This is a genomic window from Paenibacillus sp. SAF-068, from assembly GCF_051967555.1.
Taxonomy (GTDB): Bacteria; Bacillota; Bacilli; order Paenibacillales; family Paenibacillaceae; genus Paenibacillus.
This window is the reverse complement of sequence record NZ_JBQCJX010000001.1, coordinates 3,100,963-3,126,388: the sequence shown is the minus strand read 5'-3', so window position 1 is coordinate 3,126,388 and position 25,426 is coordinate 3,100,963. Positions and strand designations below refer to the sequence as shown.

Sequence of the window (25,426 nt, the reverse complement as noted above, 5' to 3'; positions counted from 1 at the left end):
GGTGAAACGGGAGCGACAGGACTCGCAGGGTTGACTGGTGCGACAGGGGTTACTGGAGTCACAGGGGTTGGCGTAACCGGAAGCACGGGATTAACAGGAGCCACTGGTGAAACGGGAGCCACCGGAGTAGGTGTAACCGGAAGCACGGGATTAACAGGCGCAACGGGTATAGCAGGGTTGACTGGTGCGACAGGGGTTACCGGAGCCACCGGAGTTGGCGTAACCGGCAGTACGGGATTAACAGGCGCCACGGGTGAAACAGGCGCAACGGGTATAGCAGGGTTGACTGGTGCGACAGGGGTTACCGGAGCCAGCGGAGTTGGTGTAACTGGAAGTACGGGATTGACAGGAGCCACGGGTGAAACAGGCGCAACGGGTATAGCAGGGTTGACTGGTGCGACAGGGGCTACCGGAGCCACCGGGGTTGGTGTAACTGGAAGTACAGGAGCCACTGGCGCAACCGGAACGTCGGTAACTGCAGCTTCTTCGTACGCAGAGAATACGAATGGTACCATAGTTATTATTTTAGGCGGAACACTCGTTGCTCTTCCTGCTAACCAGAACATTGGAACGGGGATTACGGTAAATGGCACCAATGATACCTTTACCCTCGCTACTGCAGGCAGATATTATATCAGTTACAAAGTTAATCTAACAGCAGCACTCGCAGTACAATCACGGATATTGCTTAATGGGGCAGTAGTCCCGCCGAGTGTAATCTCACCTGTACTTTCTCTGAGTCAACTGGCAACCGATTTTATTATCACGGTCACGGCTGGTTCGACCATTCAGCTTCAATTGTTCGGCTTAGTAGCCACAGCTGTTCTATCACCGCCTGGTGCGACACTCAACATTATCCGCTTAAGCTAATTACAAAAAAAGAGACGGACCCTTTGGGGTTCGTCTCTTTTGATTCCTACTGAGGGATAAATAATTATTCCAGCACGATTTCAACAGCAGTATTAATTTCAGGCAGCGCAGCAAGCTGCACAAGCACATCTTTTGGAACGGCTTTATCCACGGTCAGGATCATGATGGCAGCACCACCAATGATTTTCCGACCCACTTGCATGGATGCGATGTTGACCTCATTTTGTCCAAGCAATGTACCTACACGACCGATAATACCTGGTTTATCGTTATGTGAGATCAAGATTTGATGACTTTCCGGAGCGATATCTACCGGGAATTTATCCAGACGAACGATACGCTCTCCATAACCTGCAAGCAATGTACCCGCTACACGGCGTTCCTCAGCATCCTGAGTTGTAACCAATGTTACCGTAATCAGGTTAGTAAATCCTTTGGTTGCGGAAGTTTGGCTCACAACGACATTCAGATCACGGATTTTGGCTAAATGCATTGAATTGACGATGTTGGCTTCCCCACCCAAATGTCTGGCGAGAATACCCTTCACAATGTAACGCGTAAGAGGAGATGTATCTACTTCAGAAAGTTCCCCAGCATAGTCGATCCGAATCTCCTGCACAGCATTTTGTGTAATTTGTGCTGCAAAACTCCCCAACGTTTCACCCAATTTGAAGTAAGGCTGCAATTTGTTCATTACGGTTGGTGCAACAGCCGGCATGTTAACTGCGTTCTTAAACGGTTCATTGCGCAAAATATGAAGAACTTGTTCGGATACGTCAATCGCTACATTTTCTTGTGCCTCAACAGTGGATGCCCCAAGGTGAGGTGTCACGATGATGCTAGGGTGATTCAGGAATGGATGGTCCGAAGCAGGTGGCTCGCTCTCAAATACATCAAATGCAGCGCCCGCAACAATGCCTTCGTCAATGGCTTCCACGAGTGCCATCTCGTCAACTACACCGCCACGGGCACAGTTGATGATACGCATGCCTTTTTTCATAACTTCGAATTGTGGACGCGAGATCATGTGCCGTGTTTCCGGTGTTAATGGCGTATGAACGGTCATGAAGTCTGCATTGCGAATGATGTCATCAACAGAAGCCAGCTTCACTTGCAGCTTCTCCGCACGCTCCTCCGTGAGGAACGGATCGTATGCAAGAATGTCCATTCCGAATGCTTTGGCGCGCTTGGCAACTTCACTACCGATCCGTCCCATGCCCAGTACACCCAGCGTTTTATTTCTTAATTCCACACCCAGGAAGGTTTTACGATCCCATGTACCTTGAATGGTTTTGGCGTATGCCTGAGGAATGTGTCGTGCCAGTGCCATCATCATGGCAAACGTGTGTTCACAAGTTGTAATGGTATTGCCATCAGGTGCATTAATAACGATGATGCCTCGCTGTGTAGCAGCTTCCAGATCAATGTTATCTACACCTACACCTGCACGTCCGATCACTTTAAGGTTGGTACCAGCCGTCATAATACGATCTGTAACACGAGTCTGGCTGCGAACCAAGAGGGCATCATAATCACCAATAATGGCAACAAGTTCATCTTCACTAAGACCGGTTTTCTTCTCAACAACAACATCATTTGCATCCACCAGTTGCTGGATACCTAGATCACTGATTGGGTCCGACACTAACACTTTGTACATGGTTTCTTCCTCCTTAGGTATGTGTATCTATATCGTCAAGGTTTGACCTCAGCGAAGAGGTATTCCTTAAAACCGGATTCATTCTTCCGCCCAACAACGCGGTGTCGCAGCAGAGGGGGAAGGTGAAGCAAATAGGGTGATTCCACAGATATCCTTTAAAATAAATCAAAAAACTCTCAATCCACATACTGCTTGCGCAATAAGGGACGAGAGTTGTCGTGGTACCACCCTAATTCACCGCCGTTTCGCAACGACAGTCTTAGCGGTCAATGAAGACCGAAGAGGATAACGGGTCTAAACCGATTGCACCTACTCCAATTTCAATGCAATAACTCAGGAGCGCTCAAGACCATTTGCCTGCCACCGATTCACACCTACCATCGGCTCTCTGCAAGACGAAGCAACGTCTTTTTTCCATCATCGTGTTTAACGTGACTAATTTTTTCATAATGTATCATGGCTGACATGAGCATGTCAATAGGCTTAAATGTTTTAAATTGTTTTGCGAATGTCTTTTGATTCATGAGAAAAGTGAGTCACCATAAGCAATACAACAGTTACTGAACATACCACGAGAAGATGGAATATGTGCTGTTTGGCGAACTCGATTTTACTGCATTAATGAAGTAATGGCACGCACACAAAACCAGGACTTGGGGCAGGTCTTGAACCAATTTGGTTTTTTGGCTATCATTTAGTATACTATCCGATTGGACAACGTAATTGTTATCCATCAAATTTAACTCAAGAGGACAGACACATCCGATGAAAAAATTCAAGTTTCCCAAGTTCAAAATTCAGAAGGCTGAGCCACAGCAGCTTACCGAGCGTTTGCTTTTAATCAATCTATACTTTACACAAGGTCTGACACTGATTATCGGAGTTGTGTGGGTCTTATTGCAAAAACGAAACTTGTTAGATGTACTCGCATGGCCTGACAATTACCAATTTGTATGGTGGGGTCTTGGTCTTGCTGGCATTATGCTTGTTATGGACTTGGTACTGTCGTATGTTATACCTCAGGAAAGCATGGATGACGGTGGAATTAACGAGTTGCTGTTCCGTGGGCGTCCGATCTGGCACATTGTATGTATTGCAGCCATTGTGGCTGTGTGTGAGGAATTATTATTCCGTGGAGCCATCCAGCATGCCATCGGTCCTTACTGGACAAGTATTTTATTTGCAGTTATTCACATTCGTTATTTGCGCCACTGGATTCCAACAGGCTGGGTGTTTGTCTCAAGTTATGGATTGGGTTGGATTTACATGCAATCCGGCACATTATGGGCGCCTATATTATGTCACTTTATTATTGATTTGGTGTCCGGATTAGCGATACGTTTTCGGAGGGGATCATGAATCAGCCATTAAGTAGAATGAAGACATATGGCAGTCAGCGCCATCGTCAATCGGATAAAAAAGAGACATCCGAGCGTCAGGTGGCTTCTCAAGTAAGCATTGTTGCTGAAACGGCAGCTGCTGCTGAGGTTGGCGGAATGACACCAATTACTTCCGTTTCTTTACCTAGATCACAGCGCAAGCCATATACAGAAAAACTGGAAAGTCCGGTATTACCACAGAGAGCACCATCTCGCTCCAAAAAAACGTCACAATCAACGGAAGAATCGATTCCCGAAGCCGGTTCTCTTCCTACACGGACGGAATTACATCCTTCACGTCGATTAAAATTGAGCAAAAGATTTGTCAATTCACTCATATTTATTTTTGTCCTGCTAACAATTAGCCTGGTTTGGTGGGGGATAGAAGGGGCACCCGCTCTGAATACGTTCCTCCCTTTGCCGTGGTAATGTTATTACTCGCAGGAGTATTCATTTTGATAGGAGTTTTACTACTTTTTCATATGTGGCATGAAGCCCATATTCATCATGTGATTGAGGAAGAGGTAGAAGTTCCTCATCTGCCCCCATCCTTTGACGGGGCCATGATTTTGTACGTATCCGACACTCACAAGCGCAAGCTGAAGCAGAAGGACTTGGAAAACTTTAAGAATAAGGTGGACTGGGTTCTGATCGGAGGGGATGTTGCGGAAAAAGGGATCTCTTGGTCTCTCGTTAGAAATAATATGAAACTCTTATCGAACATTGCTCCTTCTTTTACAGTGTATGGAAACCATGACAAACGGGCGGGTACTGCTCAACTTGCTCGAATTCTTCGGGAATCGGGCGTTCAGCTCCTTGAGGATAATGTCGTATATCTGCGTAGGGGCAACGACAGAGTAAGCCTAGTCGGTATAGACTATCGCTCCAAACAGGGGGATGCGTTACTGGAACAGGTCGGTAACCGTATATGCAAAATTGCCATCGTTCATGATCCTTTGCAGGCCCTTCGTCTGGAGCAAAATGCAGATCTTATCTTAAGCGGTCATACACATGGCGGACAATTGGTATTACCGTTTTTTGGACCTGTGTTTCTGAGTAAAGCGTATCGTCCCATATCGAATGGGTGGTACTCCCTGAAGCGTAGTCCAGAGGATGTTCGTCAAGAAGGCAAAATGCTGGTTAGCAGAGGATACGGTACGAATCATCTTCCGCTGCGACTAGGTTGTCCTGCGGAGATGCATATCATTACGTTAAGAGTGCCCGCGGAATAATCACTCACAATGAAACAGCCTTGATCCATTGGATCAAGGCTGTTTCATTGTGACGCGAAAAGAATGATTTAACGAGCTTCCAATTCAATAGCACGTGGATCGACAAAGGAATAGCCTTTCTTTTCGAGCTTGGTCAACAATTCATCCAATGCTTCAACCGTCCATGGCAATTCATGCATCAAAATATTGCTCCCTGGATTTAACTGGTCCAGTACATTTTGAATGACTTTTTCCGGTTTGTTTTTGGTGCTTTTATCCCAATCGAGTGAACCATTGGACCATGTCATGTATAACATCCCGTTTTTCTTTACAGTAGCCTTCAGAGTATCATTACCCGATCCAAAAGGTGGGCGGAAAAATTGCGGTTCCTCACCGATGGTGTCTTTCACTATTTTTTGGACATCTGTAACCTGTTTTGCCGCCTCAGCGTTAGACATTTTTTTGAGATCCTCATGATCCCAGGCATGATTGCCTACAATCTGATCCCGTTCATGGATGAGTTTGAGCAATTCAGGATGACTTTTCACCCGATAACCATTGACGAAAAATATCGCTTTAGCGTTATGTTTATCTAAAGTGTCGATTAGTGAACTAATCATTTCTTCTTCTTTGGGTCCGTCATCAAACGTTAACAAAACCACTTTGCTTGGGCTCTTGTCATCATTCGGTTTAATATAATAATTTTCATTCATATGATACGTCTTACCCACATTCACTTCTGGCGAAAGCTGTTTCGTAGGTTCGGACTCTTTTTCCGTCGCAGCGGTTTCGCCCATTGAGGGTTCGGTCACACCCGTCTCGGGTTCTTCTGTTTCAGCAGGATTAAAATGACTTTGCTCTTCTTGAGTAGTGGTCGTGGGTTCGTTCATCGGCGCCGAATTCTCTGATGTTTTTTCCTCCGCTGCCCCACAGGCTGATAGCAGCAAACTTGCAGCCATAATCAATGCTGCGGTATGTCTAAACATGATTTCAACTCACTTTCCTGTATTTATGCGGAATGAGATCGCTCACTACCGCAAACACTAAGTATGATTTTAACACTTGAAGGAGGTTGGTGTAATGAAGACGTCATCCTTTTTTTGGGGCATCGTCATTGGTGTTGCAGCCAGTTCATGGTTGTCCAAAGGCAAATTGCCCATGATGTCATCGGGTTCGTCACGTAACATGATGGATCAGGCAAAACATAAGATGATGGAGATGACTTTCCCGGGTATGGATGGGTTCACAAACAAGCAAAATCAACATGGTGAATCACACAAAACTCCAGCAGCAAAAAGCACAAGAACAATCACACCGCAGGAAAAAGAAGCGAATATGAGCATGCTTAAAGATTTTATTCGCACCAATCCCGATGTGAAGCATGAAGTAGAGCAAATTTTAAGCCAAACAAACACAACAGTACCGGGTTTATAAACCAAAACCTCCAATTAGAATCATCCACAGTCTTGATATGCTGTGGAATGATTCTTTTTTTGTCGATTTTACTTCGTGCATTTAGAGGTATAAAATGATAACATAACTACATAGATTTATTTTCAGCACATATTGTTTTGTGCTTCATAATCTGTTATAAGACTTGCTTATAAAGGGGAGATCCTGTATGAAAATAGAACGACTAAGTCACGATAAGATACGGATTTTCCTGACCTTTGACGATCTGAGCGAGCGCGGAATACAAAAAGAAGATATGTGGCAGGAAATACCTAAGGTTCATGAACTGTTCACTGAAATGATGGATCAGGCCTATTCCGAACTTGGATTTGATGCCACAGGTCCACTTGCTGTCGAAGTATTCGCACTTCCCGCTCAAGGGATGGTTGTCATTGTCACACGTGGAAAATATGATCCGCAACAATATGGTTCAGGTCATGAAGATGATCTTCCTGAAGAAGTATATGAAATGGAAGTTACACTCGAGCAGAGCGATTCTATCGTTTATGCGTTCAAGGACTTTGAAGTGCTCATTGAAGCTGCACATATGTTGCGTCAGCATGTTACGGATGCTGGGAGACTTTATTCTTATAAAGACAAGTGGTTCTTGCATTTGGAGCCAGATGAGGTGGATTCCACCAAACATGCGGCATTGATTGCTTTGCTTGCCGAATTTGGTGAAGGCTCATCCGTGACTCCGGCAGTTATGGAGGAGTATGGTAAGGTTGTTATTCCTGCACAAGCGATTGATGTTATCTGCACCCACTTCAAACGCCAGGATTAATCTCTAGTTGTAATCGCGTCTTAGTCAGAGGAGGGAATTTCGGTGCTTTTGTTTTCGGTCTTAGCGGCAGCAGTTGCTCCGGGTCTCGCCTTGTTAACATACTTTTACCTGAAAGACCGTTATGATTATGAGCCGCTTCATATGGTATTGCGGGTTTTCCTCATGGGGATTCTGATGGTACTGCCTGTGATGATTATTCAGCGTGGCATGATGATGTGGCTCGGGGATAATCCTTATGTTGAATCCATTCTGATCTCAGGTGGCGTGGAAGAATTCGTCAAATGGTTCGTACTTTATCATATCATCTATAATCACACCGAATTTGATGAGCCGTATGACGGGATCTTATACGCAGTTGCTGTTTCACTTGGATTTGCCACAGTGGAGAATGTGTTGTATGCCTTTGCGGGGAATGCATCCGTCTCAGCCATGTTCTTCCGGGCACTGCTGCCTGTTTCAGGTCATGCCATGTTTGCGGTAATTATGGGTTATTACATGGGCAAGGCCAAGTTTATCGGTGGTAAGAAAAAGCAATGGTACTTGTTTCTTTCCCTTGCGTTACCCTTTTTCTGGCATGCATTGTACGATGTCATCATGAATACCATGGTGAATCATTGGTTGTGGTTTGTAGCACCACTAATGGCTGGCCTGTGGTATGGGGCAATGGGGAAAATCACACGTGCCAACAATCGTTCTCCTTTTCGTTTTGTGAAGCGGGAGGAAGAGGTTAAATTATAAAAATACGGACACACTGGTGGACATAAAGCGCATATTGCGCCTATGGCTCCGGTGTGTTTTTATTTTACGGTTAAACTCCCGGGGAATGACCAACAGAAACGGAGATCGTTGTGATGAGAATTAAAATTAAAATCAGATGCAAACAATGTGGTGAACGGTTTACGTTACGAGGCAAGAAAGAACGGGGCCGGATTGAGACGGGATTCAAGCAGTGCCTCTGTGATAACAGAGACCAGTTTGAAATTGAAGAAGAGGGCATGGCAACCGGGATTCAGTTGAATTAAAAGGATGACCCAAACGGTTCTTCAGCAGCCTGCTTGTGTAAGGACTGGAAATCGCATGCATAAGAGATCTTTCTTCGATCCACAATAGAGGTAGTGGTTTAGAAGAAAGGAGACTCTACCGATGTATAAACGTTTAAGTTCAGTTATGTTTCCGATATTTGCGGTTCTGCTGGTCGGTGCGCTCGTGTGGGGCTATCAGGAGAATCAGGAGAAGAATGCAATTTTGATCAAGGCAGAGAACCAATATCAGCGTGCCTTTCACGATTTATCTTTTCATATGGATAAATTACATTCGGAGATTGGCAACACCTTGGCGGTTCACTCCACATCACAGGGGATGCATCGCAAAGGTTTGATGAATGTATGGCGACTCACCAGTGAAGCGCAGAATGAGATCAACCAACTGCCACTCACCATGCTGCCATTTAACGAGACAGAGGAGTTTCTCTCGCGTATTTCCAACTTTGCTTATCGGGCGTCGATGCGTGACTTGACGAACGAGCCGCTAAACGAGAAGGAAATGGGCAACTTGAAAAAGCTGTATCAGAATTCATCCGAAATTACCAAGAATCTGAAAGATGTACAGCAGAAAGTGCTGACGGATCGTTTGCGCTGGATGGACGCGGAGACTGCCATGGCAACACAAGAGCAAACCATGGACAACACGATTGTTGATGGTTTCCGTACAGTGAACAAAAAGGTGCAGGAATACCCGGAGCTTGATTGGGGTCCTTCTGTATCCAATATCTTCGCAAAACGAACAGTCAAGAAACTGGACGGGTTGCCAGTGACCAAAGAACAGATTCAGAACAAGGCTGCCAAATTCTCTGATGCGGACAGTAGCAAAATCAAAGTGCAGGAGAACGGTAAAGGAACGGACTGGGAATCGTATACTGCGACGGTCGATCATGCCAACAATGGCAAACTGATGATGGATTTCACCCGTAATGGGGGGATGCTTATCTCCTACAGTGACACTCGTCCGATTGGAACCAAAAAAGTATCTCGTCAGGATGCCATGGCAAAAGCAGATCAATTCTTAACGAATAAAGGTTACAAAGATATGAAAGCCGTTAATTACGATGAATTTGGTAATCTGGGTAACCTTACTTATGTGCGTAAGCAAGGGGACACGTTGATTTATCCTGAGAAAATGTCCGTTCGTGTAGGACTGGATACAGGAGAAGTAACCGGATTTCAGGCGAGTGACTTTGTATACGAACATAATGACAAACGCAAAATTCCGAAAGCAACACTGACGGAGCAACAGGCACGTCAAAAGCTCAACTCGGACTTTGAAGAAAATTATGTACGCAAATCCCTGATTGAGAATGATTACAGCAAAGAAGTGCTGTGTTATGAATTCGGAGGCAAAATAAATGGTTCACGATACCGGATATATATTAACGCGAATACGGGAATTGAAGAAGCTGTAGAAGAGATTAAACCAGTCAATGCAACCTCTTAAAAAGACGGTATTCCCAATTTCTAAATTGAACGCATAATTGCAGCAGACCACAATGTGGTCTGTTTTTTTCTTGTTTAATGTGAGAAAGGTCATGGTATAATAGTCCTTGTACATACGAAGATAAATACATAAAGTGGCGGTGAACAGCTTGTTTCCTAAAATAAATGAAATTTTATTCATCCAGATTGCTTCGGCAGATGAAAAAGAGGAACACAAAGAGTACAAATCACGCATTGCAGATATGGATGACAGCAGTTTTCTAATTGAGGTTCCGATGCAACAAGGAAGTAGCCGTCTGAAAAGACTCTTTTTCGGAGAGGAATTGTCGATTTCATATATTACAGAGGATGGAGTCCGGCATTATTTTAATACCTATGTCACAGGATTTGAAGAAGATGTGGTTCGTCTTGTTCGTATCCGCAAACCGCTTCCGAGCGATATATCCAAAATACAACGTCGCAGCTTTCTTCGTGTTCATGCAAACCTCGAATTGGCCATCCAGACTGAAGATCTGACCCGTGTCGTCGGATTGACTGAAGATATTGGCGGGGGTGGATTGTCCATCTACGGCGAAACAGGGTTTTCGATAGCTGAAGGTCAAAAACTGAAATGCTGGTTGCTTGTTCCATACCGGAATTCAACCATTGAACATGTAAACTTTGAAGCTGAAGTTGTGCGGATCAAAACGCTGGAAACCGGAAGACTGTTATGCATGCTGAAATTTGTGCAGATCTCGGATTCGGAGCGCCAGAAAATTATCAAGTTTTGTTTCGAACGGCAACTGGACTATCGCACGAAATAGGAATGTTGTGGCATAAAGAGAGTGAACTGCGGGTACCGTAATGAAAAAACGGAGGTATTGCCATGAATCATCGTCATGCATCCCGCAGATATGAACGGCTTTATTATGTTTTTTCCAGGCGAATGGAACGAAGGGTTATGATTCTGATTGCAGCCCTTCTAATCCTGCTTGTGGTGTATCAATTAATGCTGTTGGTACCAGGCTTCAAAAAGAATTTGACTACTATTGACCGCCTGGAAGGTACACCGATTCAAGTCCAGTCGTTATATGATTACGAACATTCGTGATTTGTCTGTTTTTGCATCCATGTGTAGAGTGTGGTATAATTTTCACGATGCAGGCAATGCCTGTTTTTTTATTGAGGTTTATCGTTTGAGGAGGAATGCCCCGTTGGCAAGCCAGAACACATCAGAGAACGGGAAAATGAACGTTGCAATTGACGGACCTGCCGGTGCCGGGAAAAGCACGGTGGCCCGATTGGTTGCAGAGGCGCTCGCGTATGTATACGTCGATACAGGCGCAATGTACCGTGCGGTAACCTTGCACATGCTTCGGAAAGATATTGCGCCGGAAGAAGTGACACAGGTACTTCAGGAAGCCCAAAAGCTGGTCATTGATTTACAACCGGATCCCGACGGACAGAAAGTGTTCTGTAATGGGGAAGAAGTAACCTCGGAAATCCGCTCCCGTGAAGTGACGGGAATCGTGTCCCGATATGCGCAAATCGAGGGGCTGCGTACGCAATTAGTGGATACTCAGCGGCAAATGGCTTTGCGCAAGGGCGTCGTCATGGATGGACGCGATATCGGAACGACAGTACTGCCCGATGCGGAAGTGAAAATCTTCATGACTGCCAGTGTGGAGGAGCGCGCGCTTCGCCGCTTCAAAGAACTGGACCCCTCTGAAGGACTGACGTTGCAACAACTGGAGCGAGACATTGCCACCCGTGACAGATTGGATGAGAATCGGGAAATTTCCCCGCTGCGTTGCGCTGAGGATGCTATCGTCCTTGATACAACGGAGATGAACATTCATGAAGTGGTTGACAAAATCGTATCTTATTGCACAATGGTCAGAGGAGAGATCGGTCTATGATTTACACATTTTGCAGCACATTACTGCGGATCATTTACACCATTCTTTTCCGCTTGGAGGCCGTTGGACGGGAGAATATTCCGAAAGAAGGCGGCGTACTTTTATGTTCCAATCATATTAGTAACTTCGATCCTCCAACCGTTGGTATCAAAATTCGTCGTCAGGTGCGTTTCATGGCCAAAAGCGAATTGTTTGAAATCCCGGTACTCGGCCGAATTATTAAAGCCGTGGGCGCTTTCCCCGTTAAACGTGGAGGTGTCAGCAAGGAATCCATCAAAACCTCACTCAATATTTTGCGTGATGGCCAAGTGCTTGGGATCTTCCCCTCGGGAAGCCGTCACAATGATGGAGGTATCGGCAAAAAAGGGGCAGCGAGTTTTGCTCTCCGCAGTGGCGCTACAGTTATTCCTACTGCTATTATCGGTAACTACAAAGTTTTTCGTAAGATGAAAGTTGTATATGGAGCACCAGTGAATTTGGACGAGTTCAAGGAAGACCCATCCGGAGAAGCTCTGGAGAAGGCGACTGAAAAGATTATGTCCAAGATTAACGAAATGGTGCAGACGGGCGTGCCAAGCAAGTAATGGCTTCGTCGCTAGCTGAGTGCATGTTTCCATATATTTGAGGGAGACTAATGTTGTAGCACTCAGTGATGAAAGTGTTTTGAACTCTGCTATAGGCAGGTTTGAATATAATGGGGTTTTTGAATTGAGGAGGGTATTTGACATGTCGGAAGAAATGAAAAATCAAGAAGCAACCCAAGATGAGTTGGATCAATTCGTTTCCTTGAAAAAAGGAGATACCGTAAAAGGAACCATCGTCAAATTGGAAGATAACCAAGCCTATGTGAGCATTGGATATAAATATGACGGTGTCATTCCAATTCGTGAACTGTCTTCATTGCATGTTGACAGCGCGTCTGATGCAGTAGAAGTTGGACAAGAAGTTGAAGCTAAAGTTCTTAGCATCGACGACGAGAAAGAAAAACTCGTTCTGTCCAAACGTGCAATCGACAGCGAAAACGCATGGGATCAATTGCAAAAGCATTTTGAAGACCAAGACGTATTCGAAGTTGTTGTAGGTGATGTTGTTAAAGGCGGTCTGGTAGCAGACGTGGGCGTACGCGGATTTATCCCGGCTTCCATGGTTGAACGCCATTTCGTTGAAGACTTCAGCGACTACAAAGGACGCACACTGCGTGTTAAAGTGAAAGAGATCGACCGTGAGAACAACAAAGTGATCCTTTCCCAAAAAGACGTATTGGAGCAAGAATTCGAAGCAAACAAAGCTACAGTAATGGCTGGTTTGCAAGAAGGTCAAGTGATCGAAGGTACAGTACAACGTTTGACTCAATTCGGCGCATTCGTTGATGTGGGCGGAGTTGACGGATTGGTTCACGTATCCGAGCTGGCTTGGACTCACGTTGAAAAACCATCCGACGTACTGTCTGAAGGTGATAAAGTTAGTGTGAAAGTGCTGAAAGTTGACCCTGAAAAAGGCAAAATCAGCCTGAGCATGAAAGCTGTTCAACCAGGTCCTTGGGAAACAGCTAGCGAAAAATTCAATTCCAGCGATATCGTAACAGGTGTTGTAAAACGTCTGGTAGACTTCGGTGCATTTGTTGAAATCGCTCCTGGTGTTGAGGGACTTGTGCATATTTCTCAAATCTCCCACAAACACATCGGCACGCCTCATGAAGTGCTGAAAGAAGGACAAGAAGTTCAAGTTAAAATCTTGGACATGAACCCTTCTGAGCAACGTGTAAGCTTGAGCATCAAAGAAACTGAAGAAGCTCCTGCTCAACCACAAAAATCAGAGCGTCCAGCTAGAAACAACGCTCCGCGTGAAGAAATCAACAATCCAAACGTTTCCTTGAACAATCAAGGAATGAGCACTACGCTCGGCGAACTGTTTGGTGACAAACTCAGCAAATTCAAATAAGTTAACAATGCATGGTTCTAAGTTATATACTGCATATTTTGCTGAATAACAAAAGCAAGATCGGCGAGCCCAAGGCGGGTTCGCCGATTGTTTTTATTGCGAGTAAATTGGCATGAAACGTTAGCCAAGACATATCTTTTTTGCTATGATGAGTATCGTAAGTATGGACAGGAGGAGTGGAATGTATGGCAAGACCCGTTGTGGCAATTGTCGGACGACCGAACGTGGGTAAATCCACCATTTTCAATCGGATCATCGGCGACAGACTGGCCATTGTGGAAGACAAGCCGGGCATTACCCGTGACCGCATATATGGAATCGGTGAATGGAACGGTAAACCATTTAGTATTATTGATACAGGTGGTATCGAAATTGATGGTGAAGATGTAATCTTAAAATCGATTCGAATGCAAGCAGAGCTCGCTATTGAAGAAGCGGATGTTATTGTATTCATGTGTGATGCAAAAGCAGGTATTACGCAATCGGATGAAGAGGTAGCAGAGATGCTCTACCGCTCAGGCAAGCCTATTGTTGTAGCCGTTAACAAAGTGGATAATATCGGCCGAAGTGAGCTCATTTATGAGTTTTACGGATTTGGATTCGGTGATCCCATCGGCGTATCCGGAAGTCACGGTACTGGTGTAGGTGATTTGCTTGATGCTATTGTGGAGAAGTTGCCAGAACTTGAGGAAGAGACTTACGATGAAGATGTCATTCGTGTAGCTCTGATCGGACGTCCTAATGTGGGTAAATCTTCACTGGTGAACGCTATTCTGGGGGAAGAGCGTGTCATTGTAAGTGATGTGGCTGGAACGACCCGGGATGCGATTGATACACCTTTTGAAAAAGACGGCCAACGTTACGTGTTGATTGATACAGCAGGTATGCGTAAGCGTGGTAAAGTATATGAAACAACTGAGAAATATAGTGTAATGCGTGCGATGCGTGCGATTGAGCGTGCAGATGTTGTTCTGATTGTCATTAATGGTGAAGAAGGCATTATTGAACAGGACAAGCATATTGCAGGTTATGCCTTCGAAGCTGGTAAAGCGTCATTGTTTGTCGTGAACAAATGGGACGTGGTAGAGAAGCATGACAAAACAATGAAAGAGTTTGAGAGAAAAATTCGGGATCATTTCCTGTTTATGACTTATGCTCCGGTTGTATTCTTGTCAGCCCTCACAAAACAACGCTTACAAAAACTGTTGCCGGTTGTGCAACGGGTAGCAGAGCAACATTCATTGCGTGTGCAGACCCATCTGCTTAACGACGTGGTATCTGATGCGGTGGCGATTAACCCTCCGCCAACAGATAAAGGACGGAGAATGAGAATTAACTATGTAACTCAGGTGGCAGTTAAACCGCCGACCATGGTTATTTTTGTGAACGACCCTGAGTTGATGCACTTCTCTTACGAGCGCTATTTGGAGAATAAAATTCGTTCAGCGTTTGATTTCGAAGGAACACCAATTCGCATATTTACTCGGAAGAAGTCCGACGAAAGTTAGGGGAGAAGTGTGTGATTTTACAAATCGCAGCGATTGTACTGAGTTATCTGCTCGGTTCGATCAGCTTTAGTGTCCTCCTTGCAAAAGCGATACGGGGGATCGATATTCGTCAGCACGGAAGCGGAAACGCAGGAGCGACCAATACGTTGCGTATTTTGGGTAAAGGACCGGCAATTGCTGTTCTGCTACTTGATGTACTTAAGGGTGTTGCAGCTGTATGGATTGGAATCTGGCTGAGCGACGGTTCAGCATGGATTCCTGCGCTTAGCGGTATAGCAGCCATTGCAGGACATAACTGGCCGCTTTACTTCCATTTTCGTGGAGGAAAAGGGATTGCCACGGCTATTGGTGTTCTGGTGAGTCTTGCTTTCCTGCCTGCGTTATGTGCTGGGGTGATCGCTATTCTGTCTATTGTATTGACACGATATGTTTCGTTGGGGTCCCTGATTTTTGTAGCATTCACACCCATCTTTATCTTGGTATTACCCGGATATTCCATGAATATCTTCTGGGGGAGTCTGATTATTTGTCTGTTTGCGTTCTGGAGACATCGTACCAATATTGCGAAGCTCGCCAAAGGACAGGAAAATAAATTGGGATCGAAAAACCCTGGAGGGGGTAAACGAGTTGTCTAAAAAAGTTGCTGTTCTGGTTGCAGGGAGCTGGGGAACGGCTCTGGCCAGTGTACTCGCTGCCAATCAGTTGGACGTGATGATGTGGACACGTGGCGAAGACCAGGCTAACGAAATCAATAGTAAGCACACCAACACTCGCTATCTTCCGGATGCGGAACTTTCACCACGGATTCAAGCAACAAGTGATATGGAAGCGGCAGTGGAAGGCGCCATAGCTGTGTTAATTGTTGCGCCTTCCTCAGCCATGCGTGCCGTTACGAACCAGCTTAAGGCTTATTATAAGCCTGAAATGTTAGTTATTCATGCCACTAAAGGTTTCGAGACAGAAAGCCTCAAACGGATGTCCACAGTCATTTCAGAAGAGCTTGAATGTGAAGAAGGCCGTGTTGTTGTACTTTCTGGCCCAAGCCATGCGGAAGAAGTAGTGAAACGTTGTCCGACCACTGTGGTTGTAGCTTCACTCGATAAGTCATCTGCCGAGGCTGCACAAGCTTTGTTTATGAATGCCTATTTCCGGGTTTATACCAATCGGGATATGCTCGGCGTTGAGCTGGCTGGTGCATTCAAAAACATCATTGCTCTTGGTGCAGGCATGTCGGATGGTCTTCAATTCGGTGATAATGCCAAAGCTGCTTTGCTAACACGCGGTCTGGCAGAGATCACACGTATCGGTGTTGAGATGGGAGCAAATCCGCTAACGTTTTCGGGACTTGCTGGAATCGGGGATCTGGTTGTAACGGCTACAAGTCAGCACAGCCGGAACTGGAGAGCAGGTTCCATGTTGGGTCAGGGACAGAAGCTGGATGATGTCCTGAAGTCCATGGGCATGGTGGTAGAGGGCATTCGAACTACGCAGGCTGCCTATTTCATCTCGCAAAAATACGGCGTGCAAATGCCGATTGCGGACCAGTTGTATCACGTTTTATTCCAGGAGAGACAGCCGCGTGATGCGGTTGAAGCCTTGATGGGACGTGACCCGAAAACTGAAATGGAAGTCATGAAGCTTGAAACCTGGGAACAGTGGCATTCCTGATTGTAATCAGCCTAAACGTACCTTGTGAAATAAGAAGCTTATTCACCTTTTCTGTCGCTGACTCATACTATACACATGAGTATTGCCGGAGGAGGGGAGACGAATGGGTAACAACATTTCTAAAGATGCGCTGAATGCAATCAACAAGAAAACGGGTAAAACAATTACAGAAGGTGCCGTCAAGAAATTGGCTAGCACGGTGAAACCAACGACGATTCAGAATGAAGCTCAGTTGCGCCAATTGATCAAACAAGTATCCGCCATGGCGAAAGTTCCGGTATCTGAGGATACGGTTAAGGATATTGTGAGTGCGGTCAAGAAAAGCGGATTGAATCCGAGCAGTATGGAATCGTTAATGAAAATGATGATGAAAAAATAATAGATCACGCCTGCTTGTGCAGGTGATCCAGTAAGACAAAAAGACGAGTCGGCTCCTGCCGGCTTGCTTTTTTGTCTTTTTTTTGAAAAGTTGAACTGAATTTCGTGTTATAATGGTTGCAATTGTCACAGTGTCAGTGATGAATATTGGACTGAAGGGGAGACTGTTGGATTATGAGCGCAATGGACAAGATGTGGCTGTCATTGGTGGCCATCCTCATTATGGGACTATCTGTATTCCTGATTACGTTTGCTCGTGCCAAAACAAAAGGTATAGTACGGGGGATTCTTTCCTTAATTGCATTTTTGATTATGCTGATTGGCTTGTTCGGTGGAATCGCTTCTCTGACCTGATTTCCTATGCCTGAAGGATAACATCCGCATAAGCACATCATAAGACCTGACACAATGAACACGGATGAGGGGAGTGTGAGCCTATGAGGCCGCATGATACGGAGAGTCGGACTGAGCGTTATCCGGAATTACACGCGGCTTTGCTGGAAACGGCCAAAGCCTGGAACACACAGCCACAGACATGGTTGCTTGGAGGGAGCTGTGGGTTGCTGCTTCAGGGGGTAGAGCTACAACAAGCTCCGAGAGATATTGATATTTATGCTGATGTTGCAGCAGCTAAGGAACTTCACCGAATCGCTCCGGGGGAAATGCTTGATGAGCCTACAGTGGATAAAACAGGACCGTATGCTTCTCTGTTAAGTCACTATCAGGTGGGTGAATGTGCGCTGGAACTGGTGGGAGGTTTCGAAATATGGGCTCGCAAAAGTTGGTACCGTATCGAGATTGAACATGTACTTGCTCCGCATGCTCCAGTAGCACAAGTGGGTTCATATACCCTGCGACTGATGCCGCTTGCACATGAGCTGTTGTTTAATCTGCTGCGAGGCCGTGAAGATCGTTATGTACCCATTGCTTCACAGATGCGTCAGCAACCACATGTTCATCAACCTATAATGATGCTTTTGAGTCAACAGAATGTATGGACAAGCCGCTTCAGAACCGAAGTGGAAGACCTTGTTGGCTTTGCATGGTCACCTTAGGTTGAGGGAGGAAAATGATGGATTATACAGTTACTTTTTTACCGATGAACAAATCGATATCGCTCAAACCAGGGGCAACACTTCTGCATGCAGCACGACGTGCCGGAGTCAAGATTACGACCCGATGTGATGGGAAAGCGGCTTGCCTGATGTGCAAAGTGAATGTGGACGAAGAATATCGGGCGGAACTGTACCCGCCAACGGATGCAGAAAAGCGGAAGCTGGGTTCGCTATTGGAAGCAGGTACACGACTGTCCTGTCAGGCCAAGGTATGTGGATCTCTATCAGTTCATGTTCCAGAGGACCCGCTGAAGGCAGCCATTCGGAAACAACTGGAACGTCAGCAACAGGATGATGACTGGTTCTGAGCGGTTTGAAATTGATTCTCTAATGAGTTATTCAAGGAGGACATGGATGATTAGGAAGAAACCGAAATGTGTGGAAGGAAACAAACGGCAGCGTCTGACGCATCAGATGGGCGGTCTGCTGTTATTCCTGTTGTTTGCTTTTACAGCAAGTGGTTGCATGTATCCATCGCAGAGCAATTCGGACCCTAAGGTAGCCTATCGGGAAAGCGTGAGCCGTATCCAGAGCGCGGTAGAGGCATTCCAGCAAGATGAGGGGATTTTGCCAATCATCAATGCAGATATGGAAACGCCAAAATACGAAAAGTTCAGAGTGGATCTGCCCAAGTTAAAGCAACTGGGGTATCTGGATGAAATACCGGGAACGGCTTTTGAAAGCGGTGGTAGCGCTTACTTCCTGATTCAGGATGAAGAAGTGAATCCCACCGTTAAAGTGATGGATCTTCTGACCGTGCAGAAAGTGAATGATGTACAGCGAATGGTTAATCAATATAAGTCCGTACATAACAATAAGCTGCCAAGTGGGGAAGAACTGTATCCGGGGTTATATGCAGTTGATATGGATCAGGCTGCACAGGCAGGCAATCCTTCCATTACGTTGAACAGTGTATATTCGGGTCAGGCGTTACCTTTTATGATGGATGACCAGGGCAAAGTCTATGTGGATTATGCTTTTGACATTATGCAGGCCGTGGAGAAGTCTGACGTGTCTCCAGCTGAGACCGAAGATGTTCGGGGGTTTCTGTTGGAGCACTCGTACTTCGTACCTGTAAAATCTGTTTTCTACACTTGGAAAAATAATGCACCGGTTGCACAGTCAATTAAATAAGCATGGGTTCCATTCAAATGATCTGGCTGTATGACCACTGTAGCTTTAATGGTTCAAAAAGAGGTATTCCAAATAGGGGGTATCTCTTTTCTTTAGTTACAATGAGCAGTAACAGTCATAAAAGCTTCACGGATCACATAAAGTAGATTGAAATAAAGACGCACAGTCCGAGATCGGGGGATTCTCCTAATGTCATCACCATAAGATAAAAAAACAAAAATACGCGTCATATTGCCGCATACGGATACATAAGATGATACTAGTCCAATTGCATGTACGAGTTAACGCCGCTCTCGCCGGTTTCATCAGAATGCAACGTTCGGCGGCGGACGACTTCCGGGCACTCACAAAGGCGGCTCTACCGTTGCAGGGATTTCAGTCTTCTGATTGAAAAAACGAAGCGGATGCTCTTTAGCATTTTTCCTTCGGAGTAATTTAGGGAGGGGATTTCATTGGAGAAAGTGGACATTTTTAAGGACATAGCTGAGCGGACCGGAGGGGATATTTATCTCGGGGTTGTCGGCGCAGTCCGGACGGGAAAATCAACATTTATTAAACGATTCATGGAAACGATCGTATTACCTAACATCGCAAGCGAGGCTGATCGTGCCCGTGCAGTGGATGAACTTCCACAGAGCGCAGCGGGTAAAACCATCATGACTACCGAACCGAAATTCGTACCAAATAACGCAGTCCAGATCAAGGTGGCAGAAGGACTTGATGTCAATGTTCGCCTTGTGGATTGTGTAGGTTACGCGGTGGAAGGAGCCAAAGGATACGAGGATGAGAATGGCCCGCGCATGATCTCCACGCCTTGGTTCGAAGAGCCAATTCCATTCCAGGAAGCCGCAGAGATTGGTACTCGCAAAGTCATTCAGGAGCATTCCACACTGGGTGTTGTGGTCACAACAGATGGCACCATCGCCGAAATTGCCCGCAGTTCCTATGTGGAATCCGAAGAACGGGTTATTGCGGAGTTGAAAGAAGTGGGTAAACCGTTTGTCCTGGTCATCAACTCCACACGCCCTCGCAGTGAAGAAGCCCTGCAATTGCGTAGTGAACTTGCTGCCAAATACGACATCCCGGTGATGACACTCAGTGCTGCCACGATGACGGAAGATGATGTGACGGGTGTACTTCGTGAAGTGCTCTATGAGTTCCCTGTGCATGAAGTGAATGTAAACCTGCCGAGCTGGGTTATGGTGCTGAACGAGACTCACTGGCTGCGCAGCAACTACGAAAACTCTGTGCGGGATACCGTGAAGGATATTCGCAGACTTCGCGATGTGGATCGGGTTGTCGCTCAGTTCATGGAATATGAATTCATTGATCGAGCAGGCCTGAGCGGTATGAATATGGGGCAGGGAGTAGCCGAAATTGATCTGTATGCGCCCGATGAACTGTATGATCAGATCCTCGTGGAAGTGGTCGGCATCGAGATTCGCGGCAAGGATCATCTGCTGCAATTAATGCAGGAGTTCTCGCATGCGAAGAGAGAATACGATCGCTTCGCAGAAGCGCTGGAAATGGTCAAAACGACCGGATACGGCATAGCTGCTCCATCTCTCGCCGAGATGGCTCTGGATGAACCTGAGCTTATTCGTCAGGGCACCAAATTCGGCGTACGCCTGAAAGCAACGGCACCGTCCATTCATATGATCCGGGTCGATGTGGAATCGGAGTTCGCTCCAATCATTGGTACGGAGAAACAAAGTGAGGAACTGGTGAGGTACCTGATGCAGGACTTCGAGAACGATCCGATCAAGGTATGGGATTCAGACATGTTCGGCCGTTCACTGCACTCCATCGTGCGAGAAGGAATTCAGGGCAAGATTGCCATGATGCCGGATAATGCAAGATACAAATTGCAAGAGACGCTGGGAAGAATCATTAACGAAGGTTCAGGTGGCTTGATCGCTATCATTCTGTAAGACATCAAAAGACCGTAAGGGGGAATCCCCTTGCGGTCTTTTTTATGTGATTTCTTTATTTTGGATGAAATGGATGGGAAGAATGGTGCTTTCAAAAAAACTTAGCGAGTTTTAGCTTTAAATTGCTAAAACCCATTTACATACTAGGAATTAGCCGTTATATTAATATTCAACTATTGTGATCGAGATCACAGAGAGTGGACAGGGGGAGACAGAGATGAAAAGAAAAGAGACAAAATGGCTATGGTTGAGTGTGCTATTAGTATTTACATTGGCGCTGTCCGCTTGCGGAATCAAAAAAGAACCAGCAGCAACTCCGGCTTCGGGTGCAGCAGAGGATACTCCAAAAACGGAAGCAGTTACAGGCCCTCTAAGTGGCAAACGGATCGCACTTATTATGGAATTCAATACAGGTACCTTCTCGCAGCAATATGTACAAGGAGTCAAGCAAGAAATCGAAAAATTCGGTGGCGAACTGACGACGTTTGTTGCCGATAATGACAAAGCGAAGATGGTATCCTTGCTTGATAGCGCAATTAACCAGAAATTCGATGCCATTCTTACGGATCACGGGGATTCCCTATTAGAGCCAGGCGTGAAGAAGGCAGTAGAACAGAATATTCCAGTCGTTGTATTCGACGCAGCCATTAGTGTCCCGGGAGCTACAGTGCTGTCACAGGATGACCAGAAGATGGCTGAACTGACGCTGGAGCAGATGAAAAAAGATATCAATGGACAAGGTAATATTGTCAAAGTATGGGTAGCTGGTTTCGCACCGATGGAACGCCGGCAGATTGCATACGGTGAATTCATGAAAGCCAATCCGGACATCAAGGAAATAGCAACATTCGGTTCTGCCCAGAACCCGGCACTGGATACTCAAGCCAAAATGGAAGCAATTCTCAAGCAATATCCAAAAGGTGAAATTACAGCCGTATGGGCTGCATGGGACGAGTTCGCCAAAGGTGCAGCGCGCGCGATTCAACAGGCTGGACGTGACGAGATTAAAGTGTATGGCATCGATATGAGTGACGAGGATCTGCAAATGATTCAGGACCCTAAAAATCCTTGGGTCGCTTCTGCTGCTGTTGATCCAACGGATATTGGTCGTGTTCAAGTCCGTTATGCTTATCAGAAACTGAACGGGGACGAGACTGAAGATGCAGTTGTGCTTAACCCGGTCTACGTTCAACGTGAAGCTCTGCCAGATAAACAAATCTCTACTTCGGAGCTGTCAGAGTTCGTTGAAGGTTGGGGTGGCAGCACACAAGGAATCAAGGACTGGATGAACGAATACGGAATCACTGCTAAATAAGCAGCGTATGGGAAGCGCGCCGCAAGGCGCGCTTTTTCAAACATAATGAAGATATGGAGTTTGGATGAAAAAGGGAAAGCTCCCGGAAGGGAACGATTGGAGGTAACATCATGAGCACTGCACCAATCCTGCTTCAAATGGAACATATCCACAAACAGTTTTCAGGTATTCCTGCACTGAAGGATGTGGATTTCTCTGTAAAAGGTGGGGAGATTCATGCGCTGTTGGGTGCCAATGGTGCTGGTAAGAGCACATTAATGAAAATCTTGTCGGGTGCCTATCCACTGGATCAGGGTACGATTCAGTTGAGTGGAGAAGCACTTCATTTAAGTTCTCCGGGAGACGCGAAGGCAAGTGGGATTCACTGTGTGTATCAGGAAGTGGATGCGGCACTGGTGCCACAGTTGACGGCTGCGGAGAACATTATGTTGGATCAGCTGGCTTCACCTGCCGGGGGATGGTGGAAAAGTCCGCGGAAGCTGCAACAGCGTGCGGTTGAGGCGTTAAAGCAATTAGGGGCGGACATATCCGTTCACCAGAAAGTGGCCGATCTGACGCTAGCAGAAAAACAGATGATACTGTTGGCGAGGATTTTGATTCAGGACGCCAAGGTTATCATTTTTGACGAACCTACTGCACCACTGAGTCAGGAAGAAACGGACGCATTTTTCCGAATTGTACATCTGCTGAAGGAGCGGGGGGTAGCCTGCATTTTCATTACCCATCGCCTTGCTGAAGTGACAGGTCACTGTGACCGCGTTACGGTTATGAGAGATGGGCAACATGTATTTACCAGTGAAGCAAAGGGACTGACGATCAACGATTTGGTTACTCAGATGCTGGGCAAACCATTTGAAGAAGAGTTTCCGAAGACGGAAGCACCCGTGGGGGAGCTGCTATTGGAGGCACGTGGACTTCGTCGTGGAGTGAAGGTTAAAGGTGTTGATCTCTCTGTACGCCGAGGTGAAGTTCTCGCTGTGGTGGGTCTGGTAGGCGCGGGTAAAACGGAAAGCTCTCGATTGCTGATTGGTGCAGATCGGCTGGAGGGAGGCGAGATCCGGCTTAACAACCGCAATCTCAGCCTGTCTCAGCCTGCGGATGCGGCGGCTCTGGGGATTGTTTCTGTACCGGAGGAGCGGCGTAAGCAGGGAATCCTGATTCAGGAGAACGTGGAACGGAATTTAAGTCTGCCTTTGCTAAGCCATCTTAGTACATTAGGTTTCGTAAGCCGCAAGCGAGAACGGCTGAACGCAGAGTCATTGGTGAAACAGCTTGGAATTAAAACATCGTCAGTGAAGCAGGAAGTGAAATACCTAAGCGGTGGTAATCAGCAGAAGGTAGCCATTGGTAAATGGCTTAATGCGGATGCGGATGTATTTATATTTGATGAGCCAACCAAAGGCGTAGATATTGGAGCAAAAAGTGACATTTTCCGCATCATCAATGAACTGGCTTTGGCGGGCAAGGGTGTAATCTATTTCACCTGTGAACTGGATGAAGGCATGGGAATTGGCGACCGAATCGCTGTCATGTGCGAAGGTGTTATCGTGAAAGAATTCAAACGAGGCGAGACTAATCAAGAACAGCTGCTATACTATGCAAGCGGTGGACAAGAGGTGCAGTCATGAAGGATAAATCACTGGATTTTGCGTTCCGTTACGGGGCGATTATAGTCATTATTGGTGTTATCGCATTTTTCGGCATTAAATTGCCTTATTTCTTTACGTACAGTAACTTGACCGATATTTTGGGCTCGATTTCAATCGTCACGTTTGTAGCGATCGGTGTTACGTTATCTCTCATTGTTGATGGATTTGATCTTTCGGTAGGGGCGACGGTCTCATTGACCACCGTCGTTACTGCTTCGTTAATGATATGGTATCAACAACCGCTAGCAATCGTCATTATCGTGCCACTGATTATCGGTGCTGTTATTGGTTTGCTGAACGCACTGCTCATTGTAAAATTGCGTATCCCGGATTTGCTGGCAACCCTTGCGACAATGTACATCATTGGAGGGATTCACAAAACGTATGCACAGGGATATACCATTTACAATCACATGCAGTTCCCTGATGGGAGCAAAGCTGCAGGAGAGATGGACCCGACATTCCTGCTGATAGGGCAGGGCAAATGGCTGGGTATGCCGATATCGGTTATCCTGCTGCTTATTGCGGTAATAGGTGTGCATATCTTTTTAACGTATACGAAATATGGGCGCCAAATGTACATTACAGGCGGTAATGAGGAAGCTGCACGTTTGTCTGGAATCAAGGTGAAAAAGGTGCGTACACTCGCTTATGTAGCTGCTGGAGTGTTTGCAGCAATCGGTGGTATCATCTATGCTTCCAAAGTGGGATCTGGGCAAATTGATGCGGGATCACCGTTGTTAATGGAATCCGTAGCTGCAGTATTTGTCGGTTTCTCTGTGTTCGGTGCGGGTAAACCGAATGTCATCGGAACCTTCATCGGTTCGGTTCTGATTGGTGTTCTTGTGAACGGGTTAACGATGATGAACGTACAGTATTTCACCCATGATATTGTAAAAGGTGGGGTTCTCGTGCTTGCCCTGGCGGTTACATTTTACGTCTTAAACCGCAACCGGACTTGAAATTGTGGGCTGTCTGTATTAGTATGAAATTTGTTCGGCGTCTGAAATGCCCGTGGTTTCAGACGACATTCTGCCGAAAATG

General features: G+C 46.0%; 28 protein-coding genes and 1 other annotated feature. Of the genes, 26 read left to right on the top strand and 2 right to left on the bottom strand.

Features of this window, described 5'->3' with window-relative positions; all coding sequences use genetic code 11:
- The coding region (locus ACTHPG_RS13555) for a BclA C-terminal domain-containing protein (protein WP_440389922.1) at positions 1 to 870 on the top strand (870 nt) is incomplete at its 5' end.
- Between the two features lie 64 nt (positions 871 to 934).
- Here ACTHPG_RS13555 and serA read toward each other — a convergent pair.
- Entirely contained in the window at positions 935 to 2,530 is a 1,596-nt protein-coding gene (gene serA / locus ACTHPG_RS13550; RefSeq protein ID WP_440389921.1) for a phosphoglycerate dehydrogenase, read from the bottom strand.
- 199 nt (positions 2,531 to 2,729) lie between these two features.
- Positions 2,730 to 2,960 (bottom strand) — a binding site (T-box leader).
- Between the two features lie 335 nt (positions 2,961 to 3,295).
- Here serA and ACTHPG_RS13545 point away from each other — a divergent pair.
- From ACTHPG_RS13545 to ACTHPG_RS13535, 3 genes are read left to right on the top strand one after another with little or no spacing between them, the layout of a single operon-like run.
- A complete protein-coding gene (locus tag ACTHPG_RS13545; RefSeq protein WP_440389919.1) occupies positions 3,296 to 3,889 on the top strand; it encodes a lysostaphin resistance A-like protein in 594 nt (197 codons plus the stop codon).
- Positions 3,886 to 4,338, top strand: coding sequence for a hypothetical protein (locus tag ACTHPG_RS13540; protein WP_440389918.1), 453 nt, complete (start codon positions 3,886 to 3,888; stop codon positions 4,336 to 4,338). Before ACTHPG_RS13545 ends, ACTHPG_RS13540 begins: the two co-directional genes overlap by 4 nt.
- A gap of 26 nt (positions 4,339 to 4,364) precedes the next feature.
- Positions 4,365 to 5,141 carry a metallophosphoesterase gene (locus ACTHPG_RS13535; RefSeq protein ID WP_440389917.1) on the top strand — a complete coding sequence of 259 codons (777 nt, stop codon included), beginning with the start codon at positions 4,365 to 4,367 and terminating at the stop codon, positions 5,139 to 5,141.
- 68 nt (positions 5,142 to 5,209) lie between these two features.
- Here ACTHPG_RS13535 and ACTHPG_RS13530 read toward each other — a convergent pair whose 3' ends face one another.
- Positions 5,210 to 6,106 carry a polysaccharide deacetylase family protein gene (locus ACTHPG_RS13530; protein ID WP_440389915.1) on the bottom strand — a complete coding sequence of 299 codons (897 nt, stop codon included), beginning with the start codon at positions 6,104 to 6,106 and terminating at the stop codon, positions 5,210 to 5,212.
- A gap of 94 nt (positions 6,107 to 6,200) precedes the next feature.
- Here ACTHPG_RS13530 and ACTHPG_RS13525 point away from each other — a divergent pair, with 94 nt between their 5' ends.
- The 22 genes from ACTHPG_RS13525 (at position 6,201) to ACTHPG_RS13420 (ending at position 25,344) form a co-directional block, all read left to right on the top strand.
- Positions 6,201 to 6,554: a hypothetical protein gene (locus tag ACTHPG_RS13525; RefSeq protein ID WP_440389913.1), complete on the top strand. Its 354-nt coding sequence runs from the start codon at positions 6,201 to 6,203 to the stop codon at positions 6,552 to 6,554.
- Positions 6,555 to 6,741: 187 nt separating this feature from the next.
- The gene (locus tag ACTHPG_RS13520; RefSeq protein WP_076209900.1) at positions 6,742 to 7,356 is read left to right on the top strand and encodes a genetic competence negative regulator; all 615 of its coding nucleotides are present in this window, start codon (positions 6,742 to 6,744) and stop codon (positions 7,354 to 7,356) included.
- A gap of 42 nt (positions 7,357 to 7,398) precedes the next feature.
- A complete protein-coding gene (gene prsW / locus ACTHPG_RS13515) occupies positions 7,399 to 8,094 on the top strand; it encodes a glutamic-type intramembrane protease PrsW (protein WP_440389910.1) in 696 nt (231 codons plus the stop codon).
- Positions 8,095 to 8,207: 113 nt separating this feature from the next.
- A complete protein-coding gene (locus ACTHPG_RS13510) occupies positions 8,208 to 8,378 on the top strand; it encodes a hypothetical protein (RefSeq protein WP_165980215.1) in 171 nt (56 codons plus the stop codon).
- A gap of 121 nt (positions 8,379 to 8,499) precedes the next feature.
- On the top strand, positions 8,500 to 9,846 hold the full coding sequence (gene ypeB, locus ACTHPG_RS13505) for a germination protein YpeB (RefSeq protein WP_440389908.1): 1,347 nt from the start codon (positions 8,500 to 8,502) through the stop codon (positions 9,844 to 9,846).
- A gap of 148 nt (positions 9,847 to 9,994) precedes the next feature.
- A complete protein-coding gene (locus tag ACTHPG_RS13500; RefSeq protein ID WP_440389906.1) occupies positions 9,995 to 10,648 on the top strand; it encodes a flagellar brake protein in 654 nt (217 codons plus the stop codon).
- 62 nt (positions 10,649 to 10,710) lie between these two features.
- The gene (locus ACTHPG_RS13495; RefSeq protein ID WP_440389904.1) at positions 10,711 to 10,935 is read left to right on the top strand and encodes a hypothetical protein; all 225 of its coding nucleotides are present in this window, start codon (positions 10,711 to 10,713) and stop codon (positions 10,933 to 10,935) included.
- A gap of 103 nt (positions 10,936 to 11,038) precedes the next feature.
- Positions 11,039 to 11,743, top strand: a complete 705-nt coding sequence (cmk, locus tag ACTHPG_RS13490; RefSeq protein WP_091028913.1) for a (d)CMP kinase — start codon at positions 11,039 to 11,041, stop codon at positions 11,741 to 11,743.
- On the top strand, positions 11,740 to 12,327 hold the full coding sequence (locus tag ACTHPG_RS13485) for a lysophospholipid acyltransferase family protein (protein WP_433744824.1): 588 nt from the start codon (positions 11,740 to 11,742) through the stop codon (positions 12,325 to 12,327). The genes cmk and ACTHPG_RS13485 overlap by 4 nt, the downstream gene beginning before the upstream one ends.
- Positions 12,328 to 12,469: 142 nt before the next feature.
- Entirely contained in the window at positions 12,470 to 13,684 is a 1,215-nt protein-coding gene (gene rpsA / locus ACTHPG_RS13480) for a 30S ribosomal protein S1 (RefSeq protein WP_062835205.1), read from the top strand.
- Between the two features lie 185 nt (positions 13,685 to 13,869).
- On the top strand, positions 13,870 to 15,192 hold the full coding sequence (gene der / locus ACTHPG_RS13475) for a ribosome biogenesis GTPase Der (protein WP_440389902.1): 1,323 nt from the start codon (positions 13,870 to 13,872) through the stop codon (positions 15,190 to 15,192).
- A gap of 11 nt (positions 15,193 to 15,203) precedes the next feature.
- Positions 15,204 to 15,827, top strand: a complete 624-nt coding sequence (gene plsY / locus ACTHPG_RS13470; protein WP_076209908.1) for a glycerol-3-phosphate 1-O-acyltransferase PlsY — start codon at positions 15,204 to 15,206, stop codon at positions 15,825 to 15,827.
- Complete coding sequence (locus ACTHPG_RS13465) at positions 15,820 to 16,860, top strand: NAD(P)H-dependent glycerol-3-phosphate dehydrogenase (RefSeq protein WP_253438642.1); 1,041 nt, start codon at positions 15,820 to 15,822, stop codon at positions 16,858 to 16,860. The genes plsY and ACTHPG_RS13465 overlap by 8 nt, the downstream gene beginning before the upstream one ends.
- A gap of 103 nt (positions 16,861 to 16,963) precedes the next feature.
- The gene (locus ACTHPG_RS13460; RefSeq protein ID WP_017687687.1) at positions 16,964 to 17,239 is read left to right on the top strand and encodes a stage VI sporulation protein F; all 276 of its coding nucleotides are present in this window, start codon (positions 16,964 to 16,966) and stop codon (positions 17,237 to 17,239) included.
- A 173-nt stretch (positions 17,240 to 17,412) separates the two neighbouring features.
- Positions 17,413 to 17,592: a DUF2768 family protein gene (locus ACTHPG_RS13455; RefSeq protein WP_036607705.1), complete on the top strand. Its 180-nt coding sequence runs from the start codon at positions 17,413 to 17,415 to the stop codon at positions 17,590 to 17,592.
- 83 nt (positions 17,593 to 17,675) lie between these two features.
- Positions 17,676 to 18,293 (top strand): hypothetical protein, encoded by a 618-nt coding sequence (locus ACTHPG_RS13450; protein ID WP_440389899.1) that lies wholly within the window; start codon positions 17,676 to 17,678, stop codon positions 18,291 to 18,293.
- Between the two features lie 17 nt (positions 18,294 to 18,310).
- A complete protein-coding gene (locus tag ACTHPG_RS13445) occupies positions 18,311 to 18,661 on the top strand; it encodes a 2Fe-2S iron-sulfur cluster-binding protein (RefSeq protein ID WP_440390244.1) in 351 nt (116 codons plus the stop codon).
- 46 nt (positions 18,662 to 18,707) lie between these two features.
- Positions 18,708 to 19,487: a hypothetical protein gene (locus tag ACTHPG_RS13440; protein WP_440389897.1), complete on the top strand. Its 780-nt coding sequence runs from the start codon at positions 18,708 to 18,710 to the stop codon at positions 19,485 to 19,487.
- 452 nt (positions 19,488 to 19,939) lie between these two features.
- A complete protein-coding gene (spoIVA, locus tag ACTHPG_RS13435; RefSeq protein ID WP_017687692.1) occupies positions 19,940 to 21,418 on the top strand; it encodes a stage IV sporulation protein A in 1,479 nt (492 codons plus the stop codon).
- Between the two features lie 217 nt (positions 21,419 to 21,635).
- Complete coding sequence (locus ACTHPG_RS13430; protein WP_440389894.1) at positions 21,636 to 22,733, top strand: sugar ABC transporter substrate-binding protein; 1,098 nt, start codon at positions 21,636 to 21,638, stop codon at positions 22,731 to 22,733.
- A gap of 110 nt (positions 22,734 to 22,843) precedes the next feature.
- Positions 22,844 to 24,361 (top strand): sugar ABC transporter ATP-binding protein, encoded by a 1,518-nt coding sequence (locus tag ACTHPG_RS13425; RefSeq protein ID WP_440389892.1) that lies wholly within the window; start codon positions 22,844 to 22,846, stop codon positions 24,359 to 24,361.
- Positions 24,358 to 25,344, top strand: a complete 987-nt coding sequence (locus ACTHPG_RS13420; protein WP_062835197.1) for an ABC transporter permease — start codon at positions 24,358 to 24,360, stop codon at positions 25,342 to 25,344. Before ACTHPG_RS13425 ends, ACTHPG_RS13420 begins: the two co-directional genes overlap by 4 nt.
- Positions 25,345 to 25,426: the final 82 nt, after the last annotated feature.